Origin of the sequence: Acinetobacter sp. ABJ_C1_1 (assembly GCF_044684115.1) — a bacterium.
Lineage (GTDB): Bacteria > Pseudomonadota > Gammaproteobacteria > Pseudomonadales > Moraxellaceae > Acinetobacter > Acinetobacter nosocomialis_A.
Window position 1 is genome coordinate 51945 of sequence record NZ_JBITPU010000015.1, and the last position, 12841, is coordinate 64785.

The following is a 12841-nucleotide window of genomic DNA, read 5'->3' on the forward strand; positions in this document are numbered from 1 at the left end:
AATCTCTATGAAAATCTGATCAATTTATGATATACGTAATTTATTGGAAAAAAATTACGTGACAAGGATGAGAATAATCATATGTCAACACAAGAGCAAGGAAACCTGAAACACGGTTTGAGTAATCGTCACATCCAGCTGATTGCATTGGGTGGAGCGATTGGTACAGGGCTGTTTCTTGGTATATCACAATCGATTAAATTGGCAGGTCCGTCGGTAATCTTGGGTTATGCGATTGCAGGATTTATTGCTTTTTTAATGATGCGCCAGCTCGGTGAAATGGTGGTAGAAGAACCAGTAAGTGGTTCTTTTAGTCATTTTGCTTACAAATATTGGGGACCTTTTGCAGGCTTCATGTCAGGATGGAACTACTGGGTACTCAACGTACTGGTATGTATGGCGGAGTTAAGTGCAATTGGTCTGTATATTCAATATTGGTGGCCGCAAATCCCAACGTGGGCATCCGCTCTAACGTTCTTTATTCTCATTAATGGTATTAATTTATTGCATGTTAAGTTTTTTGGCGAAATGGAATTTTGGTTTTCCATTGTCAAAATCTTAGCCATTTTAGCCATGATCGGTTTCGGTTCGTATTTACTTGCAACCGGTACGGCAGGGCCGCAAGCCAGCATTTCTAACCTTTGGGCATTAGGTGGTTTCTTCCCATATGGTATTAAAGGTTTAGTGATGGCTATGGCAGTCATTATTTTTGCTTTTGGTGGTATCGAACTTTTCGGTATTACTGCGGCTGAAGCACGTGACCCAGACAAAACCTTACCTAAAGCGGTCAACCAGATTATCTATCGTATTTTAATTTTCTATATTGCGACGCTTCTTGTTTTATTCTCATTATTTCCTTGGAATCAAATGGCACAAGGCGGCAGTCCTTTTGTAATGGTATTTGCTTCTTTAGACAGCCAAGGTGTTGCGACTTTACTTAACTTCGTTATTTTGACTGCTGCGGTATCAGTTTATAACGGTACAAGCTATTGCAGTAGCCGTATGTTGCTCGGTCTTGCTCAGCAAGGAAATGCACCAAAATTATTTGCACGTATTAATAAACGCGGTATTCCAACGAATGCAGTGATTCTTTCTGCAGCAGTCACTATTTTATGTGTGTTGTTAAATTACATTTTCCCTGAAAAAGCATTTGGCTTGCTCATGATGCTTGTGGTTGCAGCGATTGTGATTAACTGGGTAGTCATTTCATGGACACATTTAAAATTCCGTAAATTCATGATCCGTCAAGGTCAAACCACTAAATTCCCAAGTTTCATGTATCCATTTAGCAACTATCTTTGCATCGTGTTCATGCTCGGAATTTTAGTTGTCATGTCGCTAACACCAGATATGCGTGTGGCGGTGATGATGATTCCGGGTTGGATTTTGTGCTTAATGGTGGCTTATCAATTTAAACGCCGTAAGTTAAAAGCTGAGCAGCCTGTACATGCTTTAGAAGCAGATGTGTAATTAGGTCTTAGTTAGAAACTAAAAAGGACGTATTAATACGTCCTTTTTTATTTTTAAAATTTACAACAGAAATTAAAGGACTTTATAATTGTTATATTATAACATCTGTTGAATGAATAACTAAGGCTTCCCGATGTTGAGGGAGGAACAACATATTTATGAAATATTCCTATTTAGGTTTAATCTTGCTTTCTCTTACTGCGTGTACGACTCAAACACCTAAGCCAACGGTTTCTAAGCATCCACATTCTTTGCCTCAGCCATCTAAAACAGTGGTAAGAATAAAACAACAACCCGAAGATTATACTGCTTGGATCGCAACCGCAGATCACGCACATTCTGTGCAGGCTTATAAGCAATTTCTTAAGCAGAAAGGACTTGCCAATGTAGTGCCAGATTATGAGTTATTACGTTCAGCTCGAGACTGGCAAAAATGTGGAGTGGAGCCTTATGCGGTACCGCCGAGAGAGGTTTGGTCCAATATTGTTCCGACGCTTAGCATTTTAAAAGCATTAGTTGACGATGGTGTGATTAACGATTTTGAAGTGACATCGGCCTATCGAGCTTTATCTTTAAACCGCTGTGCGGGTGGGGCTGATGCTTCCCGACATGTCTTTAATGCAGCACTTGATTTTCGAATTGGGCCAGAACAGCCTACCGATTTAGACCAGTTTAATATTCAACAAACCAAGACCAAGCTTTGTCAGTTCTGGGAAACCAAAGGGCAAGCACTTAATATGGGTCTGGGTGTTTATGCTTCGGGACAAATTCATATTGATAGCCAAGGATTCCGATCATGGGGACCTGACCATCACTATAGAACCTCGATTTGTCAGTGACTGTAAAAGCAATTTTTTCAATGACTAAATGAGTTGGTTTGAATAAAAGCAGAATAAAAACTTGATTAATAGTTATGTTATAACATAACATTATTGTGGTTTAGAAATAGATTACGCCTGTGATCTGGCCATATTTCAATGGCCAGCCATGATCAGTTTAAATATTATTCAAAGAGATCAAGCCATGCACACTGCAATCGCCAACTCATTTGCCAAGCTTCCCGTCACTGTTTTATCGGGCTTTTTGGGTGCAGGAAAGACCACATTACTCAACCATATTTTAAATAATCGTGAAGGTCGCCGTATTGCCGTGATTGTTAATGATATGTCTGAGGTGAATATTGATGCGGCATTAGTACGTGAAGGTGGGGCTGAACTTTCAAGAACAGATGAAAAACTTGTTGAAATGAGCAATGGCTGTATTTGCTGTACGCTACGAGAAGATTTATTGGTTGAGGTAAGACGCTTAGCCGATGAAGGGCGCTTTGACCAATTGGTGATTGAGTCGACGGGTATTTCAGAACCACTGCCTGTTGCAGAAACCTTTATCTTTGAAGATGAAAATGGAAATTCTCTCAATGAGTTTGCTCGACTCGACACCATGGTCACGGTAGTCGATGCGTTTAACTTTCTGAAAGATTACAGTTCAGTTGACTCACTGCAACAACGTGGTGAGTCCTTGGGCGAGCAAGATGAGAGAACCGTAGTCGACTTGCTTATTGACCAAATCGAGTTTTGTGATGTGATTGTGCTGAATAAAATTGATTTGATTGATCAGGCTCAGCAAGACCAGCTCATCGCGATTTTAAAAATGCTAAACCCGCGTGCTCGAATTGAAATTGCTCAATTTGGAAAGATCGCTTTAGATAAAATCTTAAATACACAGTTATTTGACTTTGATGAAGCTGCACAAGCGCCGGGTTGGTTAAAAGAGTTACGCGGCGAGCATACCCCTGAGACTGAAGAGTATGGAATCAGTAGCTTTGTTTACCGCGCGCGCCGACCTTTCCATCCAGAGCGTTTTTATGATTTGGTACAGGCTGAATGGCCGGGAGTCGTGCGTTCTAAAGGCTTTTTCTGGTTGGCTGCCGAACCTACCTTGGCTTATTCATGGTCACAAGCAGGTGCAATGGCTCGACATGGCTTAGCAGGTTATTGGTGGGCGGCTGTTGCAGAAGAAGACTGGCCGAGTGACTTGGACAGCATCGAACAAATTAAGAAAAACTGGGATGCACGCACAGGTGATGCCCGTCAGGAGCTGGTTTTAATTGGTATGCAAATGGACGAGCAAGCTTTAATACAACGCTTAGACCGTTGCTTATTAAGTGATGAAGAAATGGCTTTAGGACCACAAGCTTGGCAGAACTGGTCGAACCCTTTTAAGCAAGATGATGAAACGATGTTGATTGCTTAATAAAAAAAGCCCCTATTTAAAAGGGGCTTTTTTTATGATTTATCTTTAATGAAAATCTTTCGAATATAGCTGTTAAGTGGTGTCGAATAATATTTTTCAATCACTGCGCTAATGATGAAAGTCAGAACTAAATAGCCAATTAAAAGCATAATTTTGATGCTAGCGTCGGTTTGAGCTGGAATAAACGCAACCTTTATAAGGCCTAGTACTACCAGATGGAACAGATAAGTCTCATAACTTCGTTGCCCCAACCAGACCATCACTTTGGTAAATAGGTTATGCGCCTGTGTTTCGGAAGGATGCTGAAAACACAAAATCAGTAAGCCTGTGGCAAGAGCAAATAAGCTAATACTCCATGTGCTGACTTCTTTTATTGGCGCATATAAATATAGAGCTGTCATGCTCAAAATAAGCAACCACGAAAGAGGTTTTTTATAAGTCCAATCTGGTCGGTAGGCATGAGAAAATATCGCCGTTAAGCAGCCAATTGCTATACCATCAAAACTCGAAAAATAATGATATAAATAAGCGCCGCTTTCTTCTCCAAAATGCAGAGATCTAAAATAAGGCCCGTATAAAATTACTCCAATGAGCACAGCAATAAAGACTTTATTACTACGGGTGAGCAGGCACAATAATGGAAAAACAAAGTAAAAAACTTCTTCTACAGAGAGCGACCACAACACGCCCAAAGCATAGTTTACCCAACCGAATTTAATAATCAGGATATTCATCCAGAAGGTTAAAGCTGCAAATATGGTTAAAGGATAAGAGACCTCAATGCCATTCGGTGCTTGGTTCATAAAGGGTTTTAAGTCAAATGAACCAAGTATGCTTACACCTAAAATGAGTAGTATCAGACACGGCAAAATACGCGCTGCTCGTCGGATATAAAAATGTTTGAGGTTAATTGCAGAAAATTGTTTGTCTCGTTTTAAAGTGTGATGGGTAATTAAAAAACCTGAAATCACAAAAAACATGGTGACGCCATAATTTCCGTTTCTTGCGATGACTGTACTAAATGCTTCACCTAAAAAATCAAAACCTAACCATGTATCTTTAAGTTTATAAGGAATATTAAAATGATGTAAAAGAACCAATAGGATAGACATTCCTCGAAGAATATCTATTTTATAATTACGCATACGATGTGCTTCCAGTTTTATTAATATACTGTGTGGCAGAAGAATACTATCGATCAGTTATTTTAAATAAAAATTTTAAGCAGCATTTCGTAAACCAGAAAAGCCTATAGTTTTTACATCCTTAAATTGGGCTAAGGTATAGCAGAAATAATTATTAAATAAATATTTATAAAGCATTTATATATTTGAATTTTTCTACATAAAACTTTAAATTAGCTCTTATTGAGCGATGTTTGTTTTTTAAACTTTTTAAAATCTATTTTATTCATAAATTAACATGTTGTATGTGGTTGTATATACATAGCATGTCAACTAAAATACTGTTTTGCCTGCTGCCTTTTTTGAGTAATTAGTTATGCCCAGAACATCAAAACAAGAACATACTGAGCTTTCGATTGAAGCTGATAGTCCAGTTCCTTTATATCAACGCGTAAAACAACTGATTTCACAAAAAATTTATGAAGGTACTTGGGCTGTAAATAAAAAAATTCCTTCTGAAAGTGAACTGGTGAATCAACTCGGTTGTAGCCGTATGACGGTAAACCGTGCGCTACGTGAGTTAACAACAGAAGGCTTACTCGTTCGAATTCAAGGCGTTGGTTCTTTCGTTGCTGAAGGGCAAGGTCGAACTGCACTTTTTCAAATTAATAATATTGCCGATGAGATTATTGCACGAAACCATAAGCACCACGCTGAAGTTTTAGTCTTAGAACAAATTTATGCAAATGCAGAGCAAAGCGTTTTAATGCAGACTCGTGAAGGGCAAAGATTATTTCACTCGATTATTGTGCATTATGAAAATGATGTGCCTGTTCAGGTCGAAGATCGTTTAGTCGATGCAGCGCTTATTCCAGATTATCTACAACAAGATTTTAAAACCATTACCCCAAATGCTTACCTCATGGCGAAAGCACCTGTCTCAGAAGGTGAGCACATTGTCGAGGCAGTTTTAGCATCTCCTCAAGAGTGTAAATGGTTAAAGATCACCAAAGCTGAGCCGTGTTTATTGATCCGTCGCCGCACATGGTCAAACAAACAGTTGATTTCAAGTGCACGTTTGATTTACCCGGGCAGCCGCTATTATCTCGAAGGGAAATTTAACCCATGATTGAATTGATCAGGGCCGATCAATATACAAAAATGCTTTGGAAAAACGGTGCGGGTTTCACTTTAGAAATTGCTCGAAGCCAAGGTGAAGCCGACTTTGAATGGCGCATTTCCATGGCTGATGTGACTACTTCCGGGCCATTTTCGCTATTTCCCAATAAGCAGCGCATTATTAGCGTACTTGATGGACAGGGCATGGTACTGCATGTCGATAACCTTCCTGCCAAAACGCTGAACCAAGGTGATATTTTTGCTTTTCATGGTGAGAGTCAGGTTCAAAGTGAACTGGTCGACGGTGCAATTCGAGATTTAAATTTAATTTATGATCCTGCAAAGTTTCATGCCCGTTTTCAGTGGTTGAATGATGCAGCGGAGCAGGCATTTATTAGCTCGGCTGACCTGATTTTCATTTTTAATCAGGGGGATGAAACACAAGTAAATGTTGATGATCATTCCGTTCAGCTTGCTGTTCACGAGACGCTAAAAATTGAGAAAAATACTGGCGTGACATTAGTCAATTTTCCCAAAAAACAACTCAAAAGCTGCTATGTCATTGAGTTAATTCAACGATAAAAAGACATCATTTACGACTTAAAAAGCACATGTCTTGTTAGAGGATATGTGCTTTTTTTATGCCTAATATAAAAATAAATTAATTTAATTCATAAGCTTATTCATTTTTTTTAAAAAAATATGAGTCACCCTCTTCACGCCGAAAAATATTTGTGTAGTATATGGATGTATATACAAGTTAATACATTACTATACAAATGCAGAGACAAGTGATGTTCTGCTGATGTAAGCTCAAAGGAAGGAGTCCGACTGTGACAACAACGACAACAAAATTTCGTGATGTAGAAATTCGTGCACCACGCGGCACTGAATTAACGGCTAAGAGTTGGTTAACTGAAGCCCCATTACGTATGTTGATGAATAACCTTGATCCGGACGTTGCAGAAAACCCGAAAGAGTTAGTTGTATACGGCGGTATTGGTCGTGCAGCACGAAACTGGGAATGTTTCGACAAAATTGTAGATACGCTAAAAAATCTTGAAACTGACGAAACTTTATTGGTTCAATCAGGCAAACCAGTTGGTGTGTTTAAAACTCATAAAGATGCACCACGCGTTTTAATTGCAAACTCAAACCTTGTACCACACTGGGCAAACTGGGAACACTTCAACGAGTTAGATGCAAAAGCACTCGCAATGTACGGTCAAATGACAGCAGGTTCATGGATCTACATTGGTAGCCAAGGCATTGTACAAGGTACATATGAAACTTTCGTTGAAGCAGGCCGCCAACACTACAACGGTGATTTAAAAGGTCGTTGGGTGCTTACTGCTGGTTTAGGTGGTATGGGTGGTGCTCAGCCTCTAGCTGCAACCCTTGCAGGTGCATGTTCTTTAAACATCGAATGCCAACAAGCAAGTATCGATTTCCGTTTACGTACCCGTTATGTAGACGAACAAGCAACTGATTTAGACGACGCTTTAGCGCGTATTGACCGCTATACAAAAGAAGGTAAAGCAATTTCAATTGCGCTTCATGGTAACGCTGCTGAAATTTTACCTGAGCTTGTTCGTCGTGGTGTACGTCCAGACATGGTGACTGACCAAACAAGTGCACACGATCCACTTAATGGCTACTTACCAGTAGGTTGGACTTGGGATGAATACCGTGAACGTGCGAAAACTGAACCGGAAGCTGTGGTAAAAGCTGCAAAACAGTCGATGGCAAAACACGTACAAGCAATGCTTGATTTCCAAAAAATGGGTGTTCCAACATTTGACTATGGCAACAACATCCGTCAAATGGCGAAAGATGAAGGTGTAGCAAACGCTTTTGATTTCCCAGGCTTCGTACCTGCTTATATCCGTCCATTGTTCTGTCGTGGTATTGGTCCATTCCGTTGGGCTGCACTTTCTGGTGACCCAGAAGACATTTATAAAACAGATGCCAAAGTTAAAGAGTTAATTCCTGATGATGAACATTTACATCACTGGTTAGACATGGCTCGTGAACGCATTAGCTTCCAAGGTTTACCAGCGCGTATTTGCTGGGTAGGTTTAGGCTTACGTGCAAAACTTGGTTTGGCATTTAACGAAATGGTTCGTAGCGGTGAATTGTCTGCACCAGTTGTGATTGGTCGTGACCATTTAGACTCAGGATCGGTTGCAAGTCCAAACCGTGAAACTGAAGCAATGCAAGACGGCTCAGACGCAGTATCAGACTGGCCTTTATTAAACGCGTTGTTAAATACAGCGGGCGGCGCAACTTGGGTGTCTTTACATCACGGTGGTGGTGTAGGTATGGGCTTCTCTCAACACTCAGGCGTTGTGATTGTGTGTGATGGTACAGATGAAGCGGCTGCACGTATTGCTCGCGTACTGACCAATGACCCTGCAACAGGTGTTATGCGTCATGCCGATGCCGGTTATGAAATTGCGATTAACTGTGCGAAAGAGCAAGGCTTACACTTGCCAATGATCACGCAATAAAAATACATGGAAGAACTAGCGGTGCTTTTTGCAATTGTGAAAAGCACCGTCTCAGCAGAATATAGTGCAAAAAATTAGGAAGCCAACATGGAATTACTTATCCAACCGGGAAAACTGACCTTAGCCGATTTACGTCAAGCGTACCTCAACCCGATCAAAGTTAAATTGGATGAAAGTGCTTCATCTGCAATTGATGCAAGTGTGGCTTGCGTTGAGAAAATTGTAAATGAAGGGCGTACAGCTTACGGTATTAACACGGGCTTTGGCTTACTCGCGTCAACCAAAATCGCTCCTGAAGATTTAGAAAAGTTACAACGTTCATTGGTTCTTTCGCATGCAGCAGGTGTAGGTGAAGCACTTGATGATGCAATGGTTCGTTTAATTATTCTGTTAAAAGCAAATAGCTTGGCGCGTGGTTTCTCTGGTATTCGTCGTAAAGTAATTGATGCTTTGTTGGCTTTAATTAATGCCGAAGTTTACCCACACATTCCACTGAAAGGTTCAGTAGGTGCTTCAGGTGACTTGGCACCACTTGCACATATGTCTTTAGTGTTACTGGGTGAAGGTAAGGCACGTTATAAAGGTGAATGGTTACCAGCAGTTGAAGCTTTAAAAGTTGCAGGTTTAGAACCAATTTCTTTAGCGGCTAAAGAAGGTTTAGCACTTTTAAACGGTACACAAGTTTCAACGGCTTATGCGTTACGTGGCTTGTTTGAAGCTGAAGATTTATTTGCTGCTGCAACGGTTTGTGGTGGCTTAAGCGTTGAAGCAATGTTGGGTTCACGTGCACCATTCGATGCGCGTATTCACGAAGTACGTGGCCAACGTGGTCAAATTGATGTAGCTGCGGCTTATCGTGACCTATTAACAGACTCAAGTGAAATTGCACATTCACATGAAGACTGTAGCAAAGTTCAAGACCCGTACTCTTTACGTTGCCAACCACAGGTGATGGGTGCATGTTTAACACAAATCCGTCAGGCTGCTGAAGTATTAGAAATTGAAGCAAATGCTGTATCGGATAACCCACTCGTATTTGCTGAACAAGGTGACGTAATTTCTGGTGGTAACTTCCATGCAGAACCTGTTGCAATGGCGGCAGATAATTTAGCATTGGCGATCGCTGAAATTGGCTCACTGTCAGAACGTCGTATTTCGATGATGATGGACCGCCACATGTCACAACTTCCACCATTCTTGGTTGCAAATGGCGGTGTTAACTCAGGCTTTATGATTGCACAAGTGACAGCTGCTGCACTTGCGAGTGATAATAAAGCACTTGCACATCCTGCAAGCGTTGATAGCTTACCAACTTCTGCCAATCAGGAAGACCACGTATCGATGGCTCCGAATGCCGGTAAGCGTCTTTGGTACATGGCTGACAACGTTCGTGGCATTTTAGCTGTTGAATGGTTAGGCGCTTGTCAGGGTTTAGACTTCCGTGAAGGTTTAAAAAGCTCGCCTAAACTTGAACAAGCTCGTAAAATCTTGCGCGATCAAGTTCCTTACTACAGCGAAGATCGTTTCTTTGCTCCGGATATCGAACAAGCTAGCGAATTGCTTGCGAGTGGTTGCCTAAATAAGTTACTCATTCCAAAACTGCTCCCTAGTTTATCTGAAGTGTGATTGATAAAACGGTCACATGGAGTGGCCGAATCCAACTAAATTTCCTCAAGGATTGGAGATTAAAATGTCACAAAACTCCACACTACAGCGGGGTTTGAACACCCGCCATATTCGTTTCTTGGCATTGGGCTCAGCAATTGGAACTGGGCTTTTCTATGGTTCGGCGACTGCCATCAAAATGGCAGGGCCTTCAGTATTACTTGCGTATATCGTTGCAGGGATTGCAATTTATATCGTTATGCGCGCACTGGGTGAAATGGCTGTCCATAACCCTGTCTCTGGCTCATTCAGCCACTATGCATCTCAGTACATTGGTCCGTTGGCAGGTTTTACGACTGGGTGGACTTACGTGTTTGAGATGGTGATTGTTGCAATTGCCGATGTCACTGCGTTTGGTATTTATATGGGGTTCTGGTATCCCGATGTACCACGGTGGATCTGGATTTTGTCTCTCATTATGTTCCTAGGCGCAATTAACCTTATTCATGTAAAAGTCTTTGGTGAACTCGAATTTTGGCTTTCAATTGTTAAAGTCAGTGCCATTGTTGCCATGATTGTCGGTGGTTTAGGCCTTATGTTTTATGGCTTCCATGTTGATCACAGCAATGTTGTACCGGGGCTTCAAAACCTATGGATTTATGATGGTTTCATGCCGCATGGTATTGCAGGTTTGATTGGTTGTTTGTCTGTAGTCGTGTTTGCCTTTGGTGGTATCGAGATTATTGGTTTAACCGCAGGTGAGTCACAAGACCCGAAAACCACCTTACCAAAAGCAATTAATGCCGTTCCAGTCCGTATTTTACTGTTCTATGTACTGACTATTTTTGTACTTATGTCGATTTTCCCATGGAACCAGATTGGTAGCCAAGGCAGTCCGTTTGTACAAATTTTTGAAAACTTAGGCATTAAATCTGCTGCAAATATTCTAAACGTTGTGGTGGTAACCGCTGCAATTTCAGCAATTAACAGTGATGTATTTGGTGCAGGCCGTATGTTGTACGGTATGGCAAATCGTGGTCAAGCACCTCGCATTTTCCAAAAGCTATCACGTAATGGTGTGCCTTGGATGACTGTTGTGGTTATGGCTGGCGTGCTGTTAATTGGCGTCGTACTGAACTACCTAATTCCTGAAAATGTATTTGTCATCATTGCATCAATTGCAACGTTTGCAACCGTTTGGGTATGGCTCATGATCTTGCTTTCGCAAGTAGCGATGCGCCGTAAATTATCTACTGCTGAAATTAAGGCACTGGATTTCCCTGTATTCGGCTGGCCATATGCACCTGCTTTTGCAATCGGGTTTATGGTGTTCATTTTAGTGATGATGGGCTACTTCCCAGACTCGCGTCCTGCAATTTATGTAGGTGCGGCATGGCTTGCTCTATTAACCATTGCGTATCGCATTTGGGTAAAGCCGGAGCAAAGCTTGGGAAAGGAAAGTGAGCCTGTCCAGCAAAACATAGAAATGGAAAGCTAACAAATCAACTGCCCAATGGTTTAACTGTTGGGCAGTTTCGAGGATAGGCTAATGAAAAAACTTTGGCAAAACTGCCATATTGCGACCATGCAAAATGGGCAATATTCTTATATCGAAGATGCTGCAATTGTTACCGAAGAGCATCTCATCCATTGGATTGGAAAACAACAACAACTTCCTGCCGACACTTATTCCGAAACAGTTGACTTAAATGGCGCTTGGGTGACCCCAGGTTTCATCGACTGTCATACGCATAGTGTTTTTGGTGGCAACCGTAGCGTTGAGTTTGAAAAGCGCTTACAAGGCGTAAGTTATGCTGAAATTGCAGCAAGCGGTGGCGGTATTGCAAGTACAGTACGCGCAACGCGTGAAGCCAGCGAAGAACAATTACTGAAATCAGCCCTTAAGCGTATTCGTTGCATGCAGCAAGACGGTGTAACCACCATTGAAATTAAGTCTGGTTACGGACTCAACTACGAAAACGAGCGCAAAATGCTGCGCGTGATCCGTCAAATTGGTGAAGCTTTACCAATGACGGTGAAAAGCACCTGTTTGGCTGCTCATGCTTTACCGCCAGAATACAAAGATCAAAGCGATGCTTATATTGAGCATATCTGTACAGAAATGCTGCCTAAACTACATGCTGAAGGTTTGGTCGATGCAGTAGATGCATTCTGTGAGCATTTAGCCTTTTCACCAGCTCAGGTTGAGCGTGTTTTTAAAACGGCACAATCATTGGGTCTACCCGTTAAGCTTCATGCAGAGCAGCTTTCATCGCTAGGCGGTTCAAGCTTGGCAGCACGTTATCATGCTTTGTCGGCTGACCATTTAGAGTACATGACCGAAGATGATGTCAAAGCGATGGCAGAGTCGGGTACGGTTGCTGTGTTACTACCGGGCGCCTTTTATTTATTGCGTGAAACACAATATCCACCGATTGAAAGTCTGATTAAACATGGCGTACGTATTGCGCTATCGAGTGATTTAAATCCGGGTACATCTCCAGCACTTTCTGTACGTTTAATGCTGAATATGGGCAGTACGTTATTCCGTTTAACGCCTGAGCAAGCATTGGCGGGTGTCACCATTCATGCGGCACAAGCACTCGGTTTAGAGCAAACGCACGGTAGTTTGGAGCAGGGTAAAGTCGCTGACTTTGTCGCTTGGGATATTGAGCATCCATCTGAAATTGTTTACTGGCTGGGCGGAGATTTGCCTAAGCGAGTCGTTCAGCATGGACAAGAAGTTATTTTTTAAACGGT

At 41.6% G+C, this 12841-nt stretch carries 10 protein-coding genes; 9 read left to right on the plus strand and 1 reads right to left on the minus strand.

Annotated features, from left to right (window positions below):
• The first annotated feature begins 81 nt into the window (after positions 1-81).
• The 3 genes from ACG59Z_RS15480 (at position 82) to zigA (ending at position 3723) form a co-directional block, all read left to right on the plus strand.
• Entirely contained in the window at positions 82-1470 is a 1389-nt protein-coding gene (locus ACG59Z_RS15480; RefSeq protein WP_016804548.1) for an amino acid permease, read from the plus strand.
• Between the two features lie 158 nt (positions 1471-1628).
• Positions 1629-2309: a YcbK family protein gene (locus tag ACG59Z_RS15485; protein ID WP_400200150.1), complete on the plus strand. Its 681-nt coding sequence runs from the start codon at positions 1629-1631 to the stop codon at positions 2307-2309.
• 148 nt (positions 2310-2457) lie between these two features.
• Positions 2458-3723, plus strand: coding sequence for a zinc metallochaperone GTPase ZigA (gene zigA / locus ACG59Z_RS15490; protein WP_400200151.1), 1266 nt, complete (start codon positions 2458-2460; stop codon positions 3721-3723).
• Between the two features lie 32 nt (positions 3724-3755).
• On the opposite strand, the gene ACG59Z_RS15495 is transcribed toward zigA, so the two are convergent.
• Positions 3756-4868: an acyltransferase family protein gene (locus tag ACG59Z_RS15495; protein WP_400200153.1), complete on the minus strand. Its 1113-nt coding sequence runs from the start codon at positions 4866-4868 to the stop codon at positions 3756-3758.
• Between the two features lie 355 nt (positions 4869-5223).
• Between ACG59Z_RS15495 and hutC the strand changes: the two genes are divergently transcribed.
• From hutC to hutI, 6 genes are all read left to right on the plus strand, one after another.
• On the plus strand, positions 5224-5976 hold the full coding sequence (gene hutC, locus ACG59Z_RS15500) for a histidine utilization repressor (RefSeq protein ID WP_005300446.1): 753 nt from the start codon (positions 5224-5226) through the stop codon (positions 5974-5976).
• Positions 5973-6548: a HutD family protein gene (locus ACG59Z_RS15505; protein WP_400200155.1), complete on the plus strand. Its 576-nt coding sequence runs from the start codon at positions 5973-5975 to the stop codon at positions 6546-6548. The genes hutC and ACG59Z_RS15505 overlap by 4 nt, the downstream gene beginning before the upstream one ends.
• A 251-nt stretch (positions 6549-6799) precedes the next feature.
• Positions 6800-8476, plus strand: a complete 1677-nt coding sequence (gene hutU, locus ACG59Z_RS15510) for a urocanate hydratase (RefSeq protein WP_002054061.1) — start codon at positions 6800-6802, stop codon at positions 8474-8476.
• Between the two features lie 87 nt (positions 8477-8563).
• On the plus strand, positions 8564-10102 hold the full coding sequence (hutH, locus tag ACG59Z_RS15515; RefSeq protein ID WP_004704779.1) for a histidine ammonia-lyase: 1539 nt from the start codon (positions 8564-8566) through the stop codon (positions 10100-10102).
• 64 nt (positions 10103-10166) lie between these two features.
• A complete protein-coding gene (locus ACG59Z_RS15520) occupies positions 10167-11579 on the plus strand; it encodes an amino acid permease (protein ID WP_304456660.1) in 1413 nt (470 codons plus the stop codon).
• 51 nt (positions 11580-11630) lie between these two features.
• On the plus strand, positions 11631-12836 hold the full coding sequence (hutI, locus tag ACG59Z_RS15525) for an imidazolonepropionase (RefSeq protein WP_400200158.1): 1206 nt from the start codon (positions 11631-11633) through the stop codon (positions 12834-12836).
• Positions 12837-12841 lie beyond the last annotated feature (5 nt).